Here is a 23,344-nt window from a genome sequence, read left to right on the forward strand (position 1 = left end):
GAACCCTCTTGCCGTTGTCGTGGGAACGGGGACAAAACACGGTGCCCGCCTTTTTCTGTGGATAACCAGGTGGTTGTGCCAGAACTATCCCCAGTCTTACGCACTGGAATGGATTTGCACCGATTTTTTGCAAAAAATGGCACGCAGCGCTTATTGAATAAGCGGTTTTAGCTATCTTATTGATAGTAATTTGGATGATTGGGGCCCATCACACCCGGGATGCGATGGGCGCCAGAGCCTGGCCAGACAGGTCGCCAGGCCTTGGGGGGTCCCTAAGCGCCAGGTCTGCCGTCCCCGTTGCAGGCCATTGGCCTGGATTTGGTGGTGCGACGAGGCCTGTCTGAAGGGGTTCTGGTTATTCTTTTATGGTTCTATATATAAATAGCAGTAGTAGTAGAGCGACCCACTTTCTGTGGACAAGCCCATTTTTACCAATGCTGGCGCGGGCTTGCGTCGCTGCAAAGTCTGTGTGGCGGCCTGCACAAAAGCCGGGGCTCGCAGACAACAACTTCCAGCTATCCCCATTTGGTGTGGATAACCTGCAGGTTGTGCCAGAACTGTTCCCAGCGTTATCCACAATGGGTTTGGATGGACGCCTGCAGCGGCCCTAAAAAGTACAAAGCCCGGGGTCCGTCGAGGACTCCGGGCTTTGCAAAGGAAAGAAGGAAGGGGGCAACCGCCTAAGCGGTAGAACCCGAGACCTGGGCCAAAGGTTTACTTTGCGGGTGCGGCAGGCGGCTTGGGATGGTGGCCTTCGCCACCGCGCATGCCGTGGTGCCCGTGCCGGCCTTCTCCCTCGCCCTTCATGCCGCCCATGCGGTGGCCCCGGTGGGCCTGGGCGTCAAACGTCTTCTGTTGCTCGGGCGTCAGGGCCGCGTAGAAGGTCTTGGTGGCCTCGCCACGGCGGTCGGCCTCGGCAGCGTGCTGGGCGCGCAGGGCCCGCATGCGGTCGATGCGTTCAGGGGTGGTCAGCTTGTCCATGTCCTTGTGGTCCAGGCGGGCCGTGCGTTCGCCGGGTTGCATTGCGGCGGTGAACGCCGTCCAGGCGGGTTCTTGTGCGGCAGTCAACTTGAGCTGTCCCTTGAGGGCTGCCATGCGCTGGGCCATGTGGGCCTGGTGGCGTTCATGGCGGTCACCCGCCTTGTGGCGGCCTTCAGGGGCCGTGGCGCCTGCTGCAGGCGGGGCAGCGGGCGGTTGTTGCGCCAGCACCGGCAGGGCCAGGGCAGCAAGAACAGCGGTGGCGGCCAGGTGGTGTTGGAATTTGAAAACCATGGTGTGAGTCCTTTCACAGGGGTTGGGGGCTCGCCAGGACGACCGTTCCGGCGATTGAGGGCCAGTGTCCGCCCCGCATGTATCGCCGCCATACCCGTTGGGTGAGGCTGTGTAAAGTTGTGACAAGAAGCTGCTCGCCTTCCATCGAATAGATGTCAGGTGAAAATGGTATCTACCGCTTTATCTATAAGCTTTTTAAGCTATAAAAAAAGTAGCGTATACATGTGAGCTTTTCGTACCGAAGGCGGGGCTTGCAGGGGAGCTGGCAGCGACCGTCGACAATGGCGTGTTCGGCGTTTGCCGGTGGTTTGTTTAACGATTTCCCAACAAAAGGTTTTCCGTGTTCAAGAACATGATCGTGTACCGCATTGCGCCGCAATGGCAGGTCGAATTGACGCAAGTGGAAGAAGCCCTGGCGAAGGTGCCCTTCCTGGAATGTGGTGCCACGCAGGAAAAATCCCTGGGCTGGGTGCCGCCGCGCGGTGATGTGCACGGCCCGCTCGCCGAATCGGTCGGGGGCCAGTGGATCCTGCGCTTCATGGTCGAGTCCAAGGTATTGCCTGGTAGCGTGCTGGCCCGCCGCGTGAAGGAAAAGGCCGAGCGCATCGAGCAGGAAACCGGCCGCAAGCCTGGCAAGAAGGAAAGCAAGGAGCTGAAGGACGAGGCCAAACTCGACCTGCTGCCCATGGCCTTCACCAAGCAGGGATCGATGTGGGTATGGATTGACACCACATCGCGCCTGCTGGTGCTGGACACGTCCAGCCAGGGCCGGGCGGATGAAGTGGTCACCCTGCTGATCGAAGCGCTGCCCGGGTTGTCGGTGTTGCTCATCAACACCCAGACCAGCCCGCAGGCCGCCATGTCCCACTGGCTTAAGGAGCAGGAGCCGCCCGTGGGCTTCACGGTGGACCGCGAATGTGAACTCAAAAGCGCCACCGAAGAAAAAGCCGTGGTGCGCTATGCCCGCCACCCGCTCGACATCGAAGAGGTGCAAGCCCACATCGACGCCGGCAAACTGCCCACCAAGCTCGCGTTGACCTGGGACGACCGGGTCTCCTTCATGCTCACCGAAGGCCTGCAGATCAAGAAGGTGTCGTTTCTGGACACCGTGTTCGAAGGCACCAAGGCCGACGACGGCGGTTTTGACACCGACGTAGCGATTGCCACGGGAGAGCTGGTCAAGCTGATTCCGGATCTGATCGAGGCGCTGGGGGGGGAGGCGGAGAGTGGAGTGGCGAGTGCGGCGGCTGCAGTGGCTTCGGAGAGTGGCTCGATGCCGACTCCAACGCTCGCCGGCTCCTCGGTAGCCCCAGCCGCAGTGCCTGCACGAAAAAGTGGCACTGGCGGGGTCGTGACGGGGCCTGCGCACGAGCCGGTAGATACGGACCCGGAGTCAGCTCCGTTTTGATAGCCGCGTAGGGAAGTGCACCTTGGTGGGATGTTGGCGTGACGGGCGCAACAAGATAGCGCTCTTTTGCGGAAACTGCCAGAAGCTTCGTTTAGTGAGGGATTTTCGTGAGCTTGAATAATAATTTCAAATATAGACCTGACATTGATGGAATTCGAGCTATTGCTGTACTAATGGTGCTTGCGGTTCATGCATCTCCAGCTAGTTTACCCAACGGATTTGTCGGTGTTGACCTATTTTTCGTTATTTCGGGTTATCTAATAACCTCCATTTTGTGTCGTGAACTTTCGGAGGAACGATTTTCTATTCGAGATTTTTATGTGCGACGGATAAATCGAATTTTTCCTGCGTTGCTAGTGGTGCTGGCGTTTTGCCTGATCATAGGCCCCTGGGTGATGTATCCCTCCGAATATGCGCCCTTGAGTAAGTCAGCTTTTTTCAGTGCCATATTTGTCGCCAACGTGCATTTCTACTTGGAGTCTGGCTATTGGGATGTGGCGAGCAAACTCAAGCCGTTGCTGCACCTGTGGTCATTGGGGGTAGAAGAACAGTTTTATCTGTTGTGGCCGTTAATTTTGCTCGCGACCATCCGCACCAAGCGCTCTTTGGTGGCCGCGTGCCTTGCAGTAATTGTTCTGTCTCTCGCCGTCAATCTGGTACTGACTAGCAGGAACCAGCCTGCCGCGTTTTATCTGCCGTTCGGGCGATTCTGGGAGCTTTCGGCTGGCGGACTGCTGGCTTGTATCCAGTGGACTCGGAACTCTGTGTTCGGGGCCAGTCGCCCTGCGGTTGAAGTGGGCTGGCATCTGCGAAACAGTGCCGGATGGCTCGGTCTCGGCTTGCTGCTGGCGACGCAGTGCTTTCCCATCAATCCCGGAAAATTTCCAGGCTTCTATGCCATAGTGGTGGTATTGGGCGCAGTTCTGATTCTTCTGGCGGGGCCAGATGCCTGGATAAACCGCAAAGTCCTTTCAAACCCTGCAATGGTCTATGTGGGAAAGCTCAGTTATCCGCTGTACCTCTGGCACTGGCCTTTGCTGGTTTTCGGAAGGTTGCTGGGTGATGGGCATCTGTCTTCATCCCACCGGAACATTGCGGTGCTGGCCTCGGTGGTTCTAGCTGCGCTTACCTATCACGGTGTGGAGCGGCAGCTAATAAGCCATATATCGCGTAAGAGAGTGCTTGCTACCGTCTTGGGGGTGCTGATGACACTCACTGGCCTGTTGGCATATCTAGGTCAGAATGGTATATTGACGCCTTCAGCCGCTTCCCATATTAATTCACCGTTGGAAAATTACGAGAAGCCACAAATAATAAGTCGAGGTAAGATTCATTTATTGGGCGACAGCAACGCAGGGCATTTCCACTATGGCCTGTCTCTCTTGTATGGAGACCGAGTGGAGGTGACGGCTGTACCCGGATGGCCCTACCTTGAAGGAGTGAAGTACCGGGATGATTTCATACCTCATTACGAACACAAAGGTAGTCCTGATTTGACGGAAAGAGCGTTGCAGTACATTGAATCTGATGCCGAAACTCGTTTGGTCATTTTGTCGACCGCTTATCTAATGTACTTCCCTTCGGACAACCTGCGCAGTGTTGAAAGTGCTGTACCCGGGGAAACATCCGCGCAAGCCTATGAGAAGGGTTTGCGGAGAACCATAAAGAGATTATTGGCGAAGGATAAGAGGGTGCTATTGGTTAAATCAATTCCCACCTATCCAATGTTATCTACCGTCATGGCTTGCAGCAGTGAGGTTCGACCACCTTGGCGCTTACGGCCCGCAAACTGTGAGCGTTCCAGAGAACTAGTTGAATCGGAAAGACGCGAATACGATACTATGGTGGCCCGTGTAATCCATGGGTTGGAAGGTGTCACTGTGTTTGACACCTTGAATGATCTTTGCGATAGCCAAAGTTGTTATGTCAATCGCAATGGCGTACAGATGTATATTGACTCGGGCCATTTCACCACGGCAGGTAGTCAGATCATGGGGGCTGCCCTGGGTCGACTTGCGGAAGAAATTTTGACAAAATGAAAATTTGAGGACTAAATTATATTTCAGATTATTTTTGGATTTTTATTACAGGGGTAAATTTTTGTGTAAATATTAAATTTTATTCGCAAAATAACTGATGATAATGATATTCTAAGTAAAATTCCACAAATCGAGACTGATTTACACAAGGTTGACCAAGCGCCACGTCCAACCCATCCAACCCAAAATATTTTTCGAGGTGTTTGTATTGTTAATCATTGGATTTGAATTCGGTAAGGATGGTGCATTGGATGTGCTCACTCAATTTGAAGATTTTTTGATCGATAATATAGTGTGTACGTACGAAGGCGGACCATGCTTTGCACCTAGACGGCTGGATGCTGAAAGTTATACCAGACTTTTATCGATAAAATAATGGGTCGCATCATGCGGCCCATTAAGCCTCTAATGCCGAATGTCTTGCGATTTTATGGTGTGTAAGTGATGGTTAAAAATTGATGGGATATAAATCCTAAGCCTTCATCAACACCAACTAAAAGAGGCTTGTTCCCAATCGTTTCGTAATTGTCTCCCGAACTGATATTTGGATCAATGTTGAAAAAGCTCACATATTTATTTGCTGGCATACTGTAGCCATTTTGATTGATGAACTCAGGATATCTTGGCTGCCCGGCCGCAGTTTTGTCAAGGAAGGAGGGATTGGATAAATTATCAATCCAGGTAAATGTAGCGCGCTTGGGGTTGTTCGCGCAGGAGGCGGAGCCTAGTATGATCCATTTCCCGCTAGGGGAATGTTTGCGGACGTTGTGTGCAAACAATATGGTGCATGCGTTGGCGGTCTCTTTCCAGAAGATGTAGGGTTGCTGAGTGCTGCTCCCTCCTTGGTATGTACCGTGATTTACTGTAGTCCAGCTTGATCCATTCCAAAACTGCCACCCGGTCGCAGAAGCAAGATTCGATGTACGAATGATGCTAACGCCGCGCTCTTGGACGCCTCCTGGCTTGTAAGATATAGAAGTCACAAAGGAATAATAATAAATACCTTCCTTTACGATATTTGAAGGGTGCGCGAAACCATATTGTTGGGTGTAGGTGCTGTTGTATGGTTCGGGAACAATCACCAGCCTATCTGCATTGCTTGGCGCACTGTAATTAATGGGCTTCATCGCCCAACTCACCCCTCCATTGGTTGAGCTAATCCAGCCTATTCCCCATACCGGAACGCTATCGGCAACTATTTTGCCGCCAAACGGCGCTACTTCTGGGTACCATTCGTGGTGGGTCAGTCCATAAATAGTTGATCCCACTACATACGGCGCATATATCCAATGGGCCATGTTGTAGTGAGATTGATCTGTGTCTGTTACGGGGGGGCTGAGTGGAGCACCTTCCGGATATCCCGCAGTAAAACTGGCAGGCTCAAGAATCCAGGTTAGACGATTTCCCCAATTGTGGCTTGGCAATTTAAATCTAAAATTCTGAGAGTGGGGTACCTGAAAATATGTATTTCCATTATATTTATATGGATTGATTGGCCCGTCAAACCATGCACCATACGAGACGTTGCCAGTGCAGCCCGCATGATTTTCATTTTGGAGCTTATACCCGCATGTGGTTAGCTTTCCGTGGAATGAGCTATTCTGAATACCGTACAAGGGATCCATCGGACCATCTAGCTGGATAGTAAAAGACTCGGCGTGGCTTAAGGTGGCTATGCCCAAAGCAGAGACACCTACGACTATCGCTCTTGCAATTAAATGATTCATATTCATAAAATATTGGATTCAATATCCCACCATCACATAAACTGAAATGGCATGTGGGTACATTTGCATTGCAATATCTATTGCCTTGCGATATTTATCATACGGTACGCAATTTTAACTATAGTAAATAGTTGAAACGATGTGGCAAAAAATCCACAAGGTTAGCAGGCTGCTGAAATACTCCCCTGCCACCCGAGTTCGACGCCAAATGCTGTAAGCCGTTGATCTGCATAGAACGAGCCTTTCGGCCTGCCACTGCAGAAGGGTCATTTGAGCGTCGTAGACTGGCTTTTTATCTTGAGTGCGGCCAGCACTTCGGTCCGGCCGGAGGTGATGGTGGAAAGTACCCGCATCGGTTCGGCGTCATCAATTCGGACGGTGTGAACTTGCTTTGATTATCTGTATTCGGATGGCACGTTTTTGACTGCTGTGGCGGGATAATGCCCAAGTTCATCGAAGACTTCACATGTGCCAGATCAGTGAGTCTTTCGATGGCAGAAAAACTTATTCACGCCCCATCCGGAGGCGTCAAGTCAGCGGATGCTGCCGCAAAGCGGGTGTAGTGATGAATGAAGCTGCTGGATCAGCCCTTCATCACGCGTGCTGCAGCCGACACGTCGCAGTAGGTCAAGACTGCTGGTGTGGCCAGGGTGATGGGGGTGTAGGTCTGTGTGGGGTGCAGCGTCCATTCAAACGTGTAGTAGTTGCTGCCCATGTACTTTGCTTGGGTGGCGCGTGGCGGCGCTGTGGAGGTGGCGTGGGACAGTGTCCAGCTGTCCGGCAGGCGCAAGATGGTCTCGTCGGTACAGCGCAGCGACACGCGCAGCACCGTGGGGCCTTCCGTGCTCAACTCGATCATGATGCCTCGGTCGTGGCGGGCAGACCAAAATGTCATGTAGTCAATCTTCTCATCGGAAAAGACATTGCCACCTTCACGGCCGTTGATGCGCATTGGCAGTGGCGTCAATGCGTATACCGCAGCGGCGGGCAGCGTGGCCACGGGGACGAGGCCCTGCGTTAGTTCCCAGGGCCCTGTGGGGTGGGTGGGCTCGATCAGGTATTGCGTGGCGGGCGGGTGGACGGGGGCTTCGCGGCAGCGGGCGTCAAACTGGCGGTTGGTCATATCGCGTGCCAGCATCCAGTGCAGGCCGCGCAGCTGGTTTTGGCAGATGCCCTCGGCTTGCAAATAGGTTTGCATGGCGTGCAGGTACCGGTAGCTGAAGGAGGGGATGTGGCGCTCCACATCTTGTATGCGCGGAAAGAACGATGTGTTGGCCGCCACATCGAGCTTGCCGTGGGCCTCAAAATGCCGATACAGCTCTACCTGCCCGCCCAGGGCCAGGACCCCGGCAGCTGCGGTGCCCCACAGCCACGGCGCGTGGGGACAGCCCCATTGCTCACTGGCGCGTGTCCAGCCATAGGCCGCCATCACGGCCAGCCAGGGCTGGATCACATCCAGGTGCCAGAAGCCCCCGTACGACAGGAACGTCATTGCCAGCACCCACCACAGCACAAGCGCCAGCGCCACCCAGCGCATGGTCCGCGTGCGGGCGGCATACACCAGACCCAGCACCACACCCACGAGCATGAACCCCAGCAGCACTGCTGCGGCGGCGGTGACCACCGGGATTGCGGGGCTGATGCCCTCGATCATCCGGTAAGGCATGGCCAATGCGTCCCACCACTTGCCTACGTCCAGCAGTCTGGCGGGCAGGGCCGACCAGCCACCCGGGGCAGGCGGAGGCGGGGCGGACACGATGTGCGGGGCTTTCCAGGGTTGGGCCAGCGCTGCCCATAAGGCGGTGAGGGTCAACACGATGACAGTGGAGGCCAAGGTGGAGCGGTGCCTGAGCACAGCCGGATGAGCTAGTGCATAGAGGCCCAGTGCGACTCCGAGTGGTGCGGCAGAAGGGTGAACCTGTACCAGCACAAACATTACCAACACCAGCGCAAACCACCCTCGGCGGGGCTGGTGCAGGCTCTGAATCCACAATGCCAATACCAAGTTGGACAGGCCTATCACCAGCGCAGGGTTCCAGGCGCTGTGGGTATAGACGCTGCTAAAAATCGGCATGGCCAGCGCCAAGTAGGCGAGCGCCGTGCGTTCTCCCAGGTGCAGGCGCAGCGTGCGCCATGCGTAGGCGATACAAGCCACATAGAACAGGCCGAACGCGATGAAGATGCTAATTTCGCTGTCGACCACGAGTAGCGGCAGTGCCAGCAGATAGTAAAACCCCGGTGGAAGGTACAGGCGCCCATTAAACGGGGTGCTGTTGTGGGGCCATTGGCCCTGGTGCAGCCACAGGCGCACCGTGTCCATGTCCCGAATCTGATCCGGGCCATGAAAGGTCAAGTCACAGTAATACAGCTGAATGAAACCAAGCGCCAGCAGCACCAGTGCCGCCACCCAGGTGCTGGTGGAATGCGACGGGTGGGGCGAGGGGGAGGCATTCATAAATGGCGGTATTGGTAGAAGTGGATTCGAATGTGCCAAAGCTTCAGGCGGGAACTTTCCAGCTCGAACACCAGCACCTCGGTGTCTGCGTCGTTGCGAAGCTGCCCCGTTGCCCGTGTCAGGCCAGCAGCAGCGCGGCAATGAACAATGCGCCGCCGATCAGCACCAGCGTCCAGGAATATTGTTGCTTCACGAACACAAAACTGCTCGGGTCGCTGGGCATATAGGCGATCTCGACCGGGCGGTTGGCTTTGAATTCGGCCAGCACTTCTTCCGGGAAGCTGTGTTTGACAACTATCTGCTGGCCGTTGTCTGTCTTGAAGCGGAACTCGGCGGTGTACGTAGTGGAGCCGCTTTTCTTGAATTCCGTGTACTGCGTGATGGGCTCGACCACGGCGTGTTTGCCGATTTTGAGGGTCCTGGAAAGCTCGGACCGTTCCTGCATTCCAAAGACGATGAACACGATCCCGGCAAGGGCGCCGAGGATTTTGAACAGCAGTTTGCCTTGTTGAAGCGTTTTCTTCATACCCCACCTCCATCCTTTTTGGTGAAAGTGTAAGGGCTTTGGAGCGCCAGGGTAGGGCTGCTGGCGGCTACACAGCTACCCTTTTATCGGCCCACAAACTGCGGGCTTTGGCGTTGGTGAAAGGCCTCTACCCCCGCGCGGAAGTCCTCGGTGCCCGCGCAGTGCACAAAGGCGTCCTTTTCTGCAGCCAACTGCTCGGACAGGGGGCGGTCCATCGATTCGCGCATGAGGCGCTTCATGGCGCCGTAGGCCACGGTGGGCCCGGCGGCCAGGTGCTGGGCCAGGGTGGTGGTGGCCGTCTCCAGTTCGACGGCAGGCACGATGCGGTTGATGAGGCCCATGCGCAGTGCGTCGCCGGCCGTGAAGGCTTCACCCATCAGCGCGATTTCCAGCGCCTTGCGCACGCCCACCAGGCGCGGCAGCGCCCACGATGCGCCCACGTCGCAGCTGGCGCCCAGGTTGATGTAGGCAAGGTTCAGGCGTGTGCCTTCGGCGGCGATCACGTAGTCGGCCATGAGCAGCAGGCTCAGGCCCGCGCCGGCGGCCACACCGTGCACTTGCGCAATGACGGGCGCGTTCATCTGCGCCAGCAGGAGCAGTGCTGCGTTGAGCGGCGTGAGAATGTCGATGGCACCCTGCACCGGGTCGGCGCGCAGCGTGGCCAGGTCGCCACCGGCCATGAAACCCCGGCCGTTGCCACACAGCACCACGGCGCGCACGCCAGGGTCGGCGGCAACGGTCTGCACGGCGGCGAGGACGGCGTTGGCCATGGGCACGTCGATGGCGTTGAGCGCATCGGGCCGGTTGAAACGCAGCGTGGCGATGGCGCCGTTTCGTTCCAGCAGCAGGGGGGCGGTAGGGGCGGCGGCGGTGTTTTTCATGTCAAATTGGCTTCTGGCGCGTTATGGGTATGCGCTGATAGCTCCTGTTTTGATAGTAATCTGCACGGCGCGGGGTGAGCCCCGGGCTAGTGGTACAGCGCCTCGATCTCGGCCGCATAGGTCTTGTAGATGCTGGAGCGGCGCACCTTCATGGTGGCGGTCACCTCGCCGTCATCGTGGTCCAGCTCTTTGGTGAGCAGGTGGAACTTGCGGATCTGTGAGACCTGCGCCAGGCGCTGATTGCCCTGGTTGATTTCGGCGTCGATGAGGCTGCGCACCTCGGGGTGTTCCACCAGCGAGCGAAAGTGTGTGAACGGGATGCGCCGCGCCTCGGCCCATTTGCCCACAGTTTCGTAGTCGATCATCACCAGCGCACCCACAAACTTGCGCGCCTCGGCCACGATGATGCATTCCTTGATGAAGGGGCTGCCCTTCATGGTGTTCTCGATCTCGGAGGGCGTGAGGTTCTTGCCGCCCGCCGTGATCATGATGTCTTTCAGGCGGTCCACGATCTGGATCTGGCCGCGCTCCTCGCGCACCACGTCGCCCGTGTGCAGCCATCCGCCTACGATGCTGCTGGCCGTGGCCTCGGGGTTCTTGTAGTAGCCCGCAAACACCATCTCGCCTTTGATCTGAAGCTCTCCGTTGTCCGCAATGCGGTGCTCCACGCCCAGCGTGGGCACGCCCACGGTGCTTACCACCACATGGTCCAGCCGGTGGCCCGTGACCATGCCGGTGGATTCGGTCAGGCCATACACCTCGATGAGCGGCACGCCCAGCACGCGGAAGAAGCGCACCACATCGGGCGGAATGGGCGCGGCGCCGGTGAGCGCCACATGGGCATTGCGCAGCCCGATGAAGTTCTGCAGCGCGCGGAACACCAGCCAGTAGCTGGCGGCATAAGTGAGCTTGTCGCCAGCGCTCCAGGCACTGCGCGGCTTTTCGGCGAGCGGCTTGCACGCGCTGTAGGCCTTGTGGAACAGCGCGCGGCGCAGGCCGCCCGTTTCCTGCACCTTGATGCTGATAGCGGCGTGCAGCTTTTCCCAGATGCGCGGTACGCCGAGGAACATGGTGGGCGCGACTTCGCGCAGGTCTTCCTGCACGGTGCGGATGGATTCGCCGAAGTTCACCTGCGAGCCGATGTACACCGGCACAAAGCTGGTCAGCATCTGCTCGGCCACATGGCACAGGGGCAGGTACGACAGGTGGGTGGTCTCGCGCGACAGCTCCAGCCGGTCCATGATGCCCGGCACCACGCCCCGGATGTTGCGGTACGAAATCATCGCGCCCTTGGGCTTGCCGGTGGAGCCCGACGTGTAGATCATCAGGCCCACATCGTCGAGCCGCTGGCGTGCGAGGGCGTCGTCGATGATGGTTTGTTGGCCCGACGCTGCGCCCAACTGCTCGACCTCGTCAAAGGTGGTGATGAACTGCCGCACCTCGGGCGCAAAGCTGCGCAGGCCCTTGGTCTCCATGACCACGATCTTTTTCAGGCGCGGCAGCTCGGGCAGTGCGGCCAGCAGCTTGTCGGTCTGCTCCTGGTCTTCGCAGACCATGATCTCGATGTCGGCATGGCCCACCACATAGGCCACTTCGTTGGTGGGGCTGGTGGGGTACACGCCCACCGTCACGGCGCCCACCAGGCCTGCGCCCATCTGTGCCAGCACCCATTCGATGCGGTTCTCGGAGATCACGCCCACATGCCCGCCCGCAGGCAGGCCCAGTGCCCGCAGGCCCAGGCCGAAGTGGCTGGCGCGCTGGTGGTACTGCGCCCAGGTGAAGGGCTTCCAGATGCCGAAGTCCTTTTGCCGGATGGCGATGCGGTCCGCGTCGGTGCGTGCGCGCTCGCGCAGCATCTGGGGCAGGGTGAGGTCGGGAAGGGTCATGACAACCAGCGCTTTCTGCGCTTGTAGTGTTTGATGTCCTTGAAGCTCTTGGCCTCGCCACCACCGCCCATGCCCAGATAGAACTCGCGCACATCGGGGTCGTTGGCCAGGCGTTCGGCCGTGCCGTCGATCACGATCTTGCCGTTCTCCATGATGTAGCCCCGGTGCGCCACGGCCAGGGCCACGGTGGCGTTCTGCTCCACCAGCAGCATGCTGGTGCCCCGCTCGGCATTGATGCGCGCGATGATGGTGAAGATGTCTTCGACCAGCTTCGGCGACAGGCCCAACGAGGGCTCGTCGAGCAGGATGAGCTGGGGCTGTGCGATGAGCGCGCGGCCAATGGCCAGCATCTGCTGCTCGCCACCCGACAGATAACCGGCCAGGCCCTTGCGCCGCTCATGCAGACGTGGAAAGTAGCTGTAGACCAGGTCGAAATCCGGCGTCGCATCCTTGCGCCCCGTGAGCGCATAGGTGGCCGCCACCAGGTTCTCTTCGACCGTGAGGTCTTCAAAAACGCGGCGGCCTTCCATCACGTGGCTCAGGCCGTTGCGCACCAGTTGCTGCGGCGCCAAGGCCGCTGTGGGCAGGCCATTGAAGTGGATGCTGCCGCTCTCCACCGTGCCGTCTTCGAGCGCCAGCAGCCCCGACACCGCTTTGAGGGTGGTGCTTTTGCCTGCCCCGTTGCTGCCCAGCAGCGCCACGATCTGCCCACGTGGCACGGCCAGCGACAGGCCGCGCAGGGCCTGCACCACCTTGTTGTAGATGACCTCGATGTTGTTGACTTCGAGGACGTTGGCCGGGGTTGGCTGGGTCATGGCAAGGGCGAGGTCAGAGCTTGATCCAGTCAGATGCGGCCACCATTTTTTGCGCCTTCATGTCGGCGCGGTACACGCGTCCCACGGGGATGGAGTTGCCGCTGATGGTGATCGGCACGCCGATCAGCCCGCCGGTGTCGAAGTCCTTGATGCTGTTGAGCGCGGCCTTGAGGTTTTTGCCATCGAGTGGCTTGCCGGCATCCAGCGTGCGCTTGGCCGATTCGGTGAACAGCATGGCGGCCAGGAAGCCCTGGATGTAGGCCGTGCTCTGGTACTCGGGCCGCAGCGCGCGGATCTTCTCCAGCATCGGCGCCTTCTCGGTGTCGTAGTAGTAGCGGTAGGGCATCACGCCCATGAAGCCGTCGGCGGCCTCGCCCATCTTCATCACGGTGGAGCTGTCCATGGTCCAGAAGGTGCCCATCCATTTGCTGGTCATGCCCTGTTGTTTGCCCTGGGTGATGAACTCGGGGATGGGGGCCAGGATGTAGCCGTGGAAGATGGTGTAGTCGGGCGCTGCGCGGCGCAGCTTGATGACTTCGGTGGACACGTCCACGCTGCCTGCGGGCGTCATGATCTTGACGGGCACCGACAGGCCGAGCGCCTTGGCGGCAGCCTCGCTTTTCTCGATGGGGTCGCGGCCGAACTCGGAGTCGGAGTACACAAAGGCCACCTTGGCGCCGGGCTTCTCTTTGGCGATGTGCTTGAGCAGGATGCCGAACATCTCCGTGTAGTCAGGGCCCACGAGGAACTGGTTCGGGTACTTGGCAGGGTCGTTCAGCTCGGATGCGAACGAGGCCCCGGCCATCAGCGTGGTGCCTGCACGGTCCAGCTCGGGGTTGATGGTCTTGGAAAAGCCGGTGGAGTCGCCGTAGTACAGGTTCACCTTGTTCTGGCTGGTGATCTTCTTGTACGCGGCCACGGACACATCGACCTTGTAGCCCGTGTCCTCGGGCACGTACTTGAGCTTGCGGCCCTTGATGCCGCCTGCGTCGTTGACCATCTTCACGTAGTCGCCAATGCCTGCGTTGATGCCCACACCCGCAAACGCGAACACACCCGTGAGCGGGATAGAGCCGCCAATCACGATGTCTTCACCCGACTGCGCCAGCACCGACAGCGGGCTGGTGAGCGCGGCGGCGCCAGCGGCACCGAGCAGCAGGTGGCGGCGCTGGAAGGAAGTGTGTGGTGTGTCCATGTTGTCTCCTGAATGGTTTAGTTGCGGAAAGGCCAGAGATGGAAAAAACGGCGGATGCGCCGCCACACTTCGGCCAGGCCATGGGGCTCGAAGACGAGGAAACCGATGATGAGCAGGCCAAAAATGACGGTGCGTACAGGCGAGAGGAACACGGTGAGTTCCGCACCCCCGGGCAGCAGGCCCACCAGGAGCTTGAGCAGCTCAGGCACCATGGTCATGAACACCGCGCCCAGGATGCCGCCCAGGATGGAACCCATGCCGCCGACGATGATGGCCGCGAGGAAGAAGATGGACATGAGCAGCGGAAAACTCTCGGGCGTGACCACGCGAAAGAAGTAGGCCCACAGCCCCCCCGCCACGCCCGCGTAGAACGACGACAGGCCAAACGACAGCAGCTTGTAGCGCAGCAGCGGAATGCCCAGCACCTCGGCCGAGATGTCGCGGTCGCGAATCGCGATGAAGGCACGGCCCACGCGCGTGCGGAACAGGTTGGCCGCGCCCAGCAGCATGAGGAGGGTGACCGGCACGATGAGCCAGTACAGCCGGAACGAGGTGTCGAGCGCCATGCCAAACAGCTTGGCGGGCGGCACGCTCAGGCCACCGGTGCCGCCGGTGAACTTCCAGTTGGCAAAGATGAAGTGCGCAATGAACGATGCGGCAATGGTGGCAATCGCCAGGTACAGCCCCTTCACGCGCAGCGAAGGGATGCCCACCACGATGCCACCCAGCATCGCGACAAAGCCACCGGCCAGCAGGTTGAGCACAAAGGGCGTGCCCACCTTGGTTTCCAGCACGGCCACGGTGTAGGCGCCCAGGCCCATGAAGGCGGCCTGCCCCAGGCTGACCAGGCCTGTGTAGCCCGTGAGGATGTTGAGCCCCGTGGCGCTGGCCACGTTGATGCTGACCAGGCAGGCCAGGTACAGCCAGTAGTCGCTGGCCATGAACGGGAACAGCACCAGCAGCGCGGCGCCCACGGCCAGCCACACTTTTTGCGTGCGCGAGTCGAACAGCGCCGCGTCGGCGATGTAGGTTTCCTTGAGGGTTCCGATGCGCATCAGAGTCTCTCTATCTCGTGGGTGCCGAACAGGCCGTAGGGCCGCACCAGCAACACGGCGACCAGCACGATGAAGGTGGCCAGCAGCTTGTATTCACCGCCCAGGTAGGCCCCGGCCAGCGCTTCGATCAAACCGATGAGCACCCCCCCGATGAGTGCGCCCAGCACGCTGTCGAGCCCGCCCACGATGACCACCACCAGCACCGACAGACCGAACACGCCCATGCTGGACGAGATGCCGCCAATCGAGCCAACGATGATCCCGGAGACCGCCGCGATCATGGCCGACACCACCCAGGCCAGCGAGAACACACGCGGCACGTTGATGCCTACCGAATACGCGGCCGCTTGGTCGCTGGCCGTGGCGCGCAGGGCCACGCCACCGCGCCAGAAGCGGAACACCACCAGCACCGCCGCGATGAACACGATGGCAATCACCGCACCCCAAAACACCTTGGGCGCGAGGAACGCGTCGCCCACCATGATGGGCTGGCTGGGCATGAAGTCGGGCAGGCGGCGCTGGTCGGCGGTCCAGATCATCTCGACCAGGCCCACGAGCACCGAGGCCAGGCCCACTGTGACCATGAAAACGGAGATGGGTGGCTCGCCCAGCAGCGGGCGGATCATGGTGCGCTCGATCACGGCACCCAGCAGGCCTGTGCCCAGCACGGCCGCCGGAATGGCCAGCCACAGCGGCAGCGCAAACGTGGCGGCAAAGGTGAAGAACAGATAGGCACCGACCATGAGCAGCTCGCCAATGGCGATGTTCACGACGCGCGTGGCCTTGTAAACCATCACGAAGGCCAGCGCAGCGAGGGCGTACAGCCCGCCGCCCGTGACGCCGGTGAGGCTGATTTCAAACAGGTAGGCCCAGTCCATCATGCGGCTCCCTGCGGGGTGGTGGATTGGCTGCTGGCCCGCAGCTTGGCGCGCAGGTCGCCCACATCACCGGCACCCAGGTAAGCGCGGACGACTTCGGGATCAGCCTGCACGGCAGCGGGGGCGCCCTGGGCGATGACCTGGCCGAAGTTGAGCACCACCACGTGGTCCGACAGGTCCATCACCATGCCCATGTCGTGCTCCACCATGAGCACTGTCACGCCCCACTCTTCGCGCACGTCGAGGATGAAGCGCGCCATGTCTTCGGTCTCTTCGCGGTTCATGCCGGCCACGGGCTCGTCCAGCATCAGGATCTGCGGCTGCATCGCCAGCGCACGGGCCATCTCCACGCGTTTTTGCAAGCCGTAGGGTAGGGCCGACACGGGCGCATGGCGGATGTGGTCGATTTCGAGGAAGTCGATGATGCGCTCCTCGATGTCGCGGCGCAGCTCGGCCTCTTCGCGGCGCGCGCGGCCCAGGTAGAACAGCGCTTGGAGCACGTTGGTTTTGAGGTGCGCGTGGCGGCCCAGCTTGATGTTGTCGAGCACGGTCATGCCACGGAACAGCGCAATGTTCTGAAAGCTGCGGCCCAGGCCCAGCTTGGCGCGCTGCGGCGCCGGGATGCGCGTGATGTCCTGCCCCTGAAACCGGATGGAGCCCTGGCTGGGCCGGTAAAAGCCCGAGATGGTGTTGAACAGCGAGGTCTTGCCCGCGCCGTTGGGGCCGATGACGGCGGTGATGGAGCCCGGCTGCACATCAAACCCCACACCGGTCAGCGCCTTCACGCCGCCAAACGCCAGGGTCACGCCATCTACCTGGAGCAGGGGGGCGGCGGCAGGGGGGCCGAAAGGGGTTGTCTCCATTGGCTTTCTAATACGGGTTGACTGCAGCTTTTGACAGAAATTTCTCCCGGACCCAGCAGAAATTTCCTACTTGTGCGTAAACTGTTTACTCGTGAGTAGATTCTGGAAGCCGCCACCCCATTCAGCATCCGTACTTTCCCGAGGAATCGCCACCCATGCCCTCTGCCAAAGCGGCATCGTCCCCCCGCAGCGCCCCGCGAGCGGCGCCACGACCTTCGTCAGCAGCGCCGGAGTCTGACCCGGCCAGTGCTTCGCCCTGGGCCCCGGTGTCGCACCGTGAGCGCCAGCGCGAGGCCAAGCGCAACGCTGTGCTACAGGCTGCGGCGCAGCTGTTCAACGAGCGCGGCTTTCACGCCACTTCGCTCGACGACATTGCCGCGCGCCTGAACGTGACCAAGCCCACGCTGTACTACTACGTGAAGAACAAGGACGAGATCCTGTTGCAGTGCGTGAGCAAGGGGCTCACGATGATGCTCGAAGGCATCGACGCCTCGCGCGCGGCCGGCGGCAAGGCCATCGACCAGCTCATGACCTGCATGCAGGTGTATGCGCGCATCGTCACGCAGGACTTCGGCATGTGCCTGATCCGCGTGGGCGACGAGCAGCTGCCGCCCGAGAGCCGCAAGGAGCTGCGCCGCCTCAAGTCCGCCATCGACCAGGAGTTCCGCCGCCTGGTGGCCGAGGGTGTGGCAGAAGGCTCGCTGCAGCCCTGCGACCCGAAGATGACGGCGTTTGTGATTGCGGGGGCGTTGAGCTGGATCGGCCGCTGGTACCAGCCGGGTGGCGAATACACGCCCGAGCAGGTAGCGCAGCAGTGCATTGCGACGCTGTGTGACGGGGTGCTGCGGCGCTCCGCGGACGAAACTGCACTGGACGCCGCTGCTGTGCCTGTCCCCAAACGCAGTGCGGCGAGCGGCAAAGCCAAGACCCCTGTCCGGTCCAGCGGAGACTGATGCGCCGCGTTGGGCCGGAATTCAAGAAAAATTGACCTCTAGCGCTTGATGTACAAGCGCTAAATGCTATTTATTTGATAGCTTTAACGAGCGGCGCTGAGTCCTCAAGCGCTGGGCTTAGGCCGCTGCCTGTTGCAGCTCCAACCCCTGCAAGGCCCGAAACAGCTGTTCGACCTTGTTGCCGTCAAACACGCCGTCGGGCCCTTGGGCATGGATGTCGGTAAACGGTGACTCGTACAACCGTGCGGCAGGCATGGCGCCGTGCTCGGTCAGGTGCTGCACGATTTCTTCGATGAACTGCAGCTGGCTCGCGCTGGCGGAGCCTGCGGCAATCAGGGTGGTGAATGCTGCCATGGCCGCCTCGCGGTCTAGGCCGACCAGGGAACGCACAAACACTGGCAGGCTGGTGTGTAGTGTGCGGGCGCGCTGTATGTCGCTGTCTGTGCCGCCCGCCTCGTGCAGCAGGGCTTCCAGCTCTTGCAGGTCGGCCGCCGTGAGTGGTTGGTTGCGTCGCAGCTTGTGCAGTGCCAGTCGGTCTTCATGGGCGCGCAAGAACACCTTGGCCTTAGCGCGAAAACGCTCAAAGTCCACCGCACTGGCTACCAATGGCAAATCCACTTCGGCGGTTTCGTCGATGGCATCTTCAAAGTCGGTATAGACCACCTTGCGGCCGCTTTTCTCGATGAGCTTGATGAGGCTGCGCAGCTTGCGCCGCGCCTGCTCCAGCATCGTCAGGGTCAGGTCTTGCCACCACTCATCGCCCGCCACGGCCTCGATCAGCAGCAGGTGCTCGCGCACGCTGGGCACGTTGGCCAGCTCCAGCAGGCTGTTCGCCAGTTGCTGCACCTTGGTTTGCAGGCGGGCCAGCGCGGGTTCGGTGCGCAGCAGGGCCAGCTGGGTGTTCAGCAGCAGGGCGTCAAAGCGCTTGGCGTCCTCGTCATCATCGCGCACCGCCGTCGGCAGCCCTGATAAGTGAACGGCCACCTCGGCCAGTTGTTCCGATGTGGGGCACTTCCAGGCATCGGGCTGCGCCCAGGTCTCTACCCAGCGGCGCTGCGGGCGCACCACAAAGTTGTCGAGTGACATGCCCGCCACCACGCTGTGCAGAAGCGAGGCCGTGTCACGGCGAATAGCGGCCTCGGTCAGCACGGGCGATTGCAGCGCTTCTTCGGCGACGCCGTTCGCTTGTTGGCGCTGGTCCAGCAGACCAATCAACTCCAGCCGGGCATTGAACAACCGCTGCGACAGTGGCTGCGCCAGCGCGCCTTCGCTGCCTTCCAGCTCCTGGCTGAAAAACTCCAGGTTCTGGCAGAAGTCGAAGATGAAGAAGTCTTTCTTGTCCTGCCCCGGACCGTACAGGTCTTTGCACAGCCGCGTGCCGCGCCCCACCATCTGCCAGAACTTGGCTTTGGAGCGCACGATCTTGAAGAACACCAGATTCACCACCTCGGGCACGTCGATGCCGGTGTCCAGCATGTCCACCGAAATCGCAATGTGTGGCGCGCGGTCCTTCTGCCCAAAGGCATCGATGAGCGACTGCGCGTATTCGGTCTTGAAGGTGATGGTGCGCGCGAATTCGCCCCGGTATCCGGGGTAGTTGGCGTCAAAGCGCGCCTGGATGAACTCGGCGTGCCGCTGGTTCTTGGCAAAGATGATGGTCTTGCCCAGCCGGTCGCCGCCCGCCACCTTGTGGCCGCGCTCCATCAGCAGGGCCAGCATCTTGTCTACCGTGTCGGTGTTGAACAGCCACTGGTTTACCGCTTCGGCGCTTACCTCGTCGGGGGCTTCACCACCTTCCTCATCCCACTCCAGCGCGTCCCACTGGTCTTTTTCGTCCTCGCTCAGCTCGTTGTAGCGAATGCCTTCGCGCTGGAACTTCAGCGGCACCGAAATCGCCCGGGGTGGCGCCAGGTAGCCTTCGGCAATGGCATCGTCCAGCCCGTAGGCATCGGTGGGCACGCCGCTTTCCAGTCCAAACAGCCCGTAGGTGTTGCGGTCGACTTCGTCCTTAGGCGTGGCCGTCAGGCCCACCAGCAGGGCGTCGAAGTAGCTGAAGATGGTGCGGTACTTTTGGTAGATGGAGCGGTGCGCCTCGTCTACCACGATCAGGTCGAAGTGGCCCACGCCAAAGCGGCGCTGGCCACCACCGGCGCCCTCGTTGATGAGCCCCATCATCGTGGGGTAGGTGGACACGTACACCCGCCCCTCGGTAGCGCGGTCGGTCACCAGGTTCACCGGGGCAGCGTCGGGCAGATGGGCCTTGAAGGCGTTCACCGCCTGGTTTACCAGCGCCACGCGGTCGGCCAAGAACAGCACGCGCTTGGCCCAGCCCGCGCGCATGAGCAAATCCACCAGCGCAATCACCGTGCGCGTCTTGCCCGCGCCGGTGGCCATCACCACCAGCGCCTTGCGGTGCTGGTCACGTTCAAAGGTCTCGGCAATGCGGCGAATGGCGCGCTGCTGGTAGTGGCGCTCCACAATGCCCGCCGCAATCGGCAGGCTGGCCAGCGGCTTGCGCGAGGTACGGCGCTGGGCCATCAGTTCTAATTCATCCTTGGTGTGAAAGCCTTGCACCGGGCGCGGCGGGCTGGTGGTGTCGTCCCACATCCAGTGCTCGTAGCCGTTGGTGCCATAGATCACGGGGCGGTGGCCGGTGCTTTTTGCCAGGCAGTCGGCATACAGGCGGGCTTGCTGCTGGCCTTCTTGGGCGCTGCGGCGGGTGCGCTTGGCTTCCACAATGGCCAGGGGGATTTCGCCACTCCACAGCACATAGTCCACAAAGCCCTTGCCTTCGCCTACTGCATTGTTGGGCATGCCCTGCACTTCAAACTCGCGGTCGCGCGGCTGGTCCAGTGCCCAGCCCGCTTCTTTGAGCAGCAGGTCGATGAACAGGTCGCGCGTGGCGGCCTCGTTGTAGTCGTGGGCTGTGGCGGGCTGCGTCGCGTTGGCGGCCTTGGCGGCGGCAATCTCGGCGCGGTAGCGAGCCAGTTCTGCGTCCAGCTCGGCATTGCGGGCGGCTGTCTCGCGCAGGGCAGCGTCGCGCTCTGCAAGGGCTTGGGCTTGCTTGGCCAGTGCCTCTTGCGCGGCGGCCTGGGCTGCGCGGCTGGCTGCCTGTTCTTGCGCCACTGCTGTGCTTGCAGGGGGTGGCAACAGGTCTACGCGAAACTGCAGCCCCGCCGCAGGCCGGTCGCCCACGCGGCGCGCATAGTGCTGTGCCAGCCAGAAGGCCACATGAAACAGTTCACGCAAAGCGTTGAGCGCGTCTTGCGGCGGCACTGGGCGGGTGTGGTGCACGGCCTGGTTGCCCAGTCGGCGAATCACATCCATCTTGGCGTGCACCGCCGTGCCCACCAGTTGCTGAAAGCTGGGCTCAAACAAAAACGCCGACAGATCGGCCTTGTACGGCATGCGCAGGCAGCCACCCCGGCCCCCTTCAGCCTGGTACAGCCACGCCACGGCCAGCTCCAGCGTGCGGCGTGCATAAAAGCATGCAGTGCGCGGGTCGGCATGGGCAGCCGCCTCGGCACGGCGGGCTTCGGCCAGCAGGGCAGGCCAGTCGGACTGGAGGAAAGCAAAGTTTGACGGGCTGCTCAAGAGATATCCCTCCAGATCCTCAGAAATGTCGACCTATCACTTCATCTAAAGCTTTGGTATGTATCTATGCTTTAGATAAAACTTTATAACTTGTTGTTTTTCAATGAAAAATTGTCTAACGGACCAATCTCTAAAGTGTTTCTATTCATGTTCAATCTTTAGACGACCCACGTTGAGCCAGATGCCAGCGTGCCCAGCGGCGCTCGCCAACTAGCGCAAGTTGGCCCTCAGTACGCATTTCGCGCAGCAGATCCCGCACAGCACTTTCGGGTAAGGAGGGCAACACTTGCCGCAGTTCTGCCAGCGGGGCTCCTTGTCCCTCCTGTTTGCTTAAATGCTTGATCAGAAGCGCCTTGTTCGTCTCGCGGTCCAGGCCTCGCTGGCGTGTGTGCGTGCCCCTGGCTCCCAGGGTTGCGTACAACGCCTCAGAGAGGATATAGCGCGTGTTCTTGCCACGCCCTATCGATTCGACAGCGCCTGCCGCCACAAGTCCAGGCAGGCGCTCTTTGAGTGAGGGGGCTAGTTCTTTTTCTTGGTGTAACCGCTCCAGCGCCAGATAGTCCAGCGTCGAAAAGCTGCGCAGCGTCTCCTCCCCCAGCCTCTCCATGAACCGCACAAACGCAGGGTTGCGCACTCCACCCTCCAGCGTCAGCCGTACTTCATGCGCAGCCGTACCTGCAAAGCTGGGCAGCGGCTTGCCCTGGCGCACGGCGCTTTCCATCATCAGGTTCAGGCCCTGGCCGGATCGCTCGATCAGCCCGCAGCGCCCCAATGCCTCGGCCAAGCGGCGGTTGCGGGGGTATTGCTGGTCAATGATGTTCTCGGGCGTGATGCCGGGCGGCAGGCCGCCGGGGCTCACCACCTCCAGCCGCTTGGCAAATTGGCGCACAAAGATGGAGCCGCCCAGGCGGTAGTCGCGGTGGGCTACCGCGTTCAGTAAGGCCTCGCGTACGGGCACCTCGTCAAACGTGGGCAGGTCCATGCGAAAGAAATCGTCCTGGTAGCTCTGCCGGTCGTTGCGCAGGTTGATCTTTTTCCACAGTGCGTCCTGCCAGGCAAAGAAGCCTGCGCGGTATTCCTCGCGGTCTGCCGCCGGGCCTGCGGCTTCGGACGAGCGGTACTCAAACACCAGCTCGGCCTGCGCCAGCCACCGCGTGAGGCCTGCGCGCGTGCCAAACAGAATGAGCGCCGCATAGCTCACCTGATCGCCCTCTACCAGCAGCTCGGCATCGCGTAGCGTTTGCAGGTCGCTCAGCTCGTACCTGCGCGCGTCGCCGCTCTTTTTGGCCCAGCGTTCGCGGAACAGGGCGATGGACTCGGGCTCCAGGTCGGCCAGCGTGGCACCGGGGCAGGGCTGGGCCGAAAAATCGGGGCCACCTTCGGCAAAAATGGCGCGCAGTTCGTGGTCGGCCAGCGGGGCCAAGTCGTCGCCTGCGCGCTTGAAGTAGCTGCCATCCACATTCCACGCTGTACCCGGCAGGCGCGATGGCACGTGCACCACCAGAACGCGCCCCTCGGGCAAGCGCATCTCTTCCACCGGAATGCGGTGCCCCAGCCGCTGGTGCAGACCCGCCTCGGTGCGGCCCGGCTCTTCGAAAGCCTGGGTGCCCACAACACGCCGGGGCCGTTTGTCCGTCACGCCCAACACCATGGTGCCGCCGCCCTCGTTGGCCAGGGCCACGCAGTACTTGACCAGGGTTTCAAAGTGGTAGTTCTGCTTGGCCTCTTTGAATTCCAGGCGCTGGCCTTCGGGTTCAAGCAGCCATTGTTGAAGCTGGGTGAGGGAAGTGGGCATGG

At 60.5% G+C, this 23,344-nt stretch carries 16 protein-coding genes; 3 read left to right on the forward strand and 13 right to left on the reverse strand.

Features of this window, described 5'->3' with window-relative positions:
* Positions 1-714: 714 nt before the first annotated feature.
* Entirely contained in the window at positions 715-1,272 is a 558-nt protein-coding gene (locus ARADN35_RS0119195) for a Spy/CpxP family protein refolding chaperone (protein ID WP_010465025.1), read from the reverse strand.
* A 340-nt stretch (positions 1,273-1,612) separates the two neighbouring features.
* Between ARADN35_RS0119195 and ARADN35_RS0119200 the strand changes: the two genes are divergently transcribed.
* Positions 1,613-2,680 carry a recombination-associated protein RdgC gene (locus ARADN35_RS0119200; RefSeq protein ID WP_010465026.1) on the forward strand — a complete coding sequence of 356 codons (1,068 nt, stop codon included), beginning with the start codon at positions 1,613-1,615 and terminating at the stop codon, positions 2,678-2,680.
* Positions 2,681-2,787: 107 nt separating this feature from the next.
* Entirely contained in the window at positions 2,788-4,719 is a 1,932-nt protein-coding gene (locus ARADN35_RS27485; protein WP_139019211.1) for an acyltransferase family protein, read from the forward strand.
* A 428-nt stretch (positions 4,720-5,147) separates the two neighbouring features.
* Here ARADN35_RS27485 and ARADN35_RS28040 read toward each other — a convergent pair whose 3' ends face one another.
* The 10 genes from ARADN35_RS28040 to ARADN35_RS0119245 form a co-directional block, all read right to left on the reverse strand.
* Positions 5,148-6,452, reverse strand: a complete 1,305-nt coding sequence (locus ARADN35_RS28040) for a hypothetical protein (protein ID WP_139019212.1) — start codon at positions 6,450-6,452, stop codon at positions 5,148-5,150.
* Between the two features lie 577 nt (positions 6,453-7,029).
* Complete coding sequence (locus tag ARADN35_RS0119205; RefSeq protein ID WP_010465031.1) at positions 7,030-8,901, reverse strand: glycosyltransferase family protein; 1,872 nt, start codon at positions 8,899-8,901, stop codon at positions 7,030-7,032.
* Between the two features lie 118 nt (positions 8,902-9,019).
* Positions 9,020-9,427 (reverse strand): DUF3592 domain-containing protein, encoded by a 408-nt coding sequence (locus tag ARADN35_RS0119210; protein ID WP_010465032.1) that lies wholly within the window; start codon positions 9,425-9,427, stop codon positions 9,020-9,022.
* Between the two features lie 83 nt (positions 9,428-9,510).
* Positions 9,511-10,308 (reverse strand): enoyl-CoA hydratase/isomerase family protein, encoded by a 798-nt coding sequence (locus ARADN35_RS0119215; RefSeq protein ID WP_010465034.1) that lies wholly within the window; start codon positions 10,306-10,308, stop codon positions 9,511-9,513.
* An 86-nt stretch (positions 10,309-10,394) separates the two neighbouring features.
* The gene (locus ARADN35_RS0119220; protein ID WP_010465036.1) at positions 10,395-12,194 is read right to left on the reverse strand and encodes an AMP-dependent synthetase/ligase; all 1,800 of its coding nucleotides are present in this window, start codon (positions 12,192-12,194) and stop codon (positions 10,395-10,397) included.
* The gene (locus tag ARADN35_RS0119225; protein WP_010465039.1) at positions 12,191-13,009 is read right to left on the reverse strand and encodes an ABC transporter ATP-binding protein; all 819 of its coding nucleotides are present in this window, start codon (positions 13,007-13,009) and stop codon (positions 12,191-12,193) included. Before ARADN35_RS0119225 ends, ARADN35_RS0119220 begins: the two co-directional genes overlap by 4 nt.
* Before the next feature lie 13 nt (positions 13,010-13,022).
* On the reverse strand, positions 13,023-14,204 hold the full coding sequence (locus tag ARADN35_RS0119230; protein WP_010465041.1) for an ABC transporter substrate-binding protein: 1,182 nt from the start codon (positions 14,202-14,204) through the stop codon (positions 13,023-13,025).
* Between the two features lie 17 nt (positions 14,205-14,221).
* On the reverse strand, positions 14,222-15,259 hold the full coding sequence (locus tag ARADN35_RS0119235; RefSeq protein ID WP_010465042.1) for a branched-chain amino acid ABC transporter permease: 1,038 nt from the start codon (positions 15,257-15,259) through the stop codon (positions 14,222-14,224).
* Positions 15,259-16,140 (reverse strand): branched-chain amino acid ABC transporter permease, encoded by an 882-nt coding sequence (locus tag ARADN35_RS0119240; protein WP_040420267.1) that lies wholly within the window; start codon positions 16,138-16,140, stop codon positions 15,259-15,261. The genes ARADN35_RS0119235 and ARADN35_RS0119240 overlap by 1 nt, the downstream gene beginning before the upstream one ends.
* Positions 16,137-17,000 (reverse strand): ABC transporter ATP-binding protein, encoded by an 864-nt coding sequence (locus ARADN35_RS0119245; protein ID WP_010465046.1) that lies wholly within the window; start codon positions 16,998-17,000, stop codon positions 16,137-16,139. The genes ARADN35_RS0119240 and ARADN35_RS0119245 overlap by 4 nt, the downstream gene beginning before the upstream one ends.
* 155 nt (positions 17,001-17,155) lie before the next feature.
* Here ARADN35_RS0119245 and ARADN35_RS0119250 point away from each other — a divergent pair, with 155 nt between their 5' ends.
* Positions 17,156-17,953, forward strand: a complete 798-nt coding sequence (locus tag ARADN35_RS0119250) for a TetR/AcrR family transcriptional regulator (RefSeq protein WP_029414200.1) — start codon at positions 17,156-17,158, stop codon at positions 17,951-17,953.
* Between the two features lie 117 nt (positions 17,954-18,070).
* Here the strand turns inward: ARADN35_RS0119250 and ARADN35_RS0119255 are convergent, their stop codons facing one another.
* Positions 18,071-21,547, reverse strand: a complete 3,477-nt coding sequence (locus ARADN35_RS0119255) for a DEAD/DEAH box helicase family protein (protein ID WP_010465050.1) — start codon at positions 21,545-21,547, stop codon at positions 18,071-18,073.
* A gap of 151 nt (positions 21,548-21,698) precedes the next feature.
* A complete protein-coding gene (locus ARADN35_RS0119260) occupies positions 21,699-23,342 on the reverse strand; it encodes an ATP-binding protein (RefSeq protein ID WP_010465052.1) in 1,644 nt (547 codons plus the stop codon).
* Positions 23,343-23,344: the final 2 nt, after the last annotated feature.

It is taken from the genome of Acidovorax radicis N35 (genome assembly GCF_000204195.1).
Taxonomy (GTDB): domain Bacteria; phylum Pseudomonadota; class Gammaproteobacteria; order Burkholderiales; family Burkholderiaceae_C; genus Acidovorax; species Acidovorax radicis.

What these genes read in the sequence shown, in the direction of transcription:
- ARADN35_RS0119210 (WP_010465032.1), bottom strand. Translation starts at nt 9,427, where the DNA reads ATGAAGAAAACGCTTCAACAAGGCAAACTGCTGTTCAAAATCCTCGGC.
- ARADN35_RS0119260 (WP_010465052.1), bottom strand. Translation starts at nt 23,342, where the DNA reads ATGCCCACTTCCCTCACCCAGCTTCAACAATGGCTGCTTGAACCCGAA.
- ARADN35_RS0119220 (WP_010465036.1), bottom strand. Translation starts at nt 12,194, where the DNA reads ATGACCCTTCCCGACCTCACCCTGCCCCAGATGCTGCGCGAGCGCGCA.
- ARADN35_RS0119230 (WP_010465041.1), bottom strand. Translation starts at nt 14,204, where the DNA reads ATGGACACACCACACACTTCCTTCCAGCGCCGCCACCTGCTGCTCGGT.
- ARADN35_RS0119215 (WP_010465034.1), bottom strand. Translation starts at nt 10,308, where the DNA reads ATGAAAAACACCGCCGCCGCCCCTACCGCCCCCCTGCTGCTGGAACGA.
- ARADN35_RS0119225 (WP_010465039.1), bottom strand. Translation starts at nt 13,009, where the DNA reads ATGACCCAGCCAACCCCGGCCAACGTCCTCGAAGTCAACAACATCGAG.
- ARADN35_RS0119240 (WP_040420267.1), bottom strand. Translation starts at nt 16,140, where the DNA reads ATGATGGACTGGGCCTACCTGTTTGAAATCAGCCTCACCGGCGTCACG.
- ARADN35_RS0119235 (WP_010465042.1), bottom strand. Translation starts at nt 15,259, where the DNA reads ATGCGCATCGGAACCCTCAAGGAAACCTACATCGCCGACGCGGCGCTG.
- ARADN35_RS28040 (WP_139019212.1), bottom strand. Translation starts at nt 6,452, where the DNA reads ATGAATATGAATCATTTAATTGCAAGAGCGATAGTCGTAGGTGTCTCT.
- ARADN35_RS0119195 (WP_010465025.1), bottom strand. Translation starts at nt 1,272, where the DNA reads ATGGTTTTCAAATTCCAACACCACCTGGCCGCCACCGCTGTTCTTGCT.
- ARADN35_RS0119205 (WP_010465031.1), bottom strand. Translation starts at nt 8,901, where the DNA reads ATGAATGCCTCCCCCTCGCCCCACCCGTCGCATTCCACCAGCACCTGG.
- ARADN35_RS0119245 (WP_010465046.1), bottom strand. Translation starts at nt 17,000, where the DNA reads ATGGAGACAACCCCTTTCGGCCCCCCTGCCGCCGCCCCCCTGCTCCAG.
- ARADN35_RS0119250 (WP_029414200.1), top strand. Translation starts at nt 17,156, where the DNA reads ATGCCCTCTGCCAAAGCGGCATCGTCCCCCCGCAGCGCCCCGCGAGCG.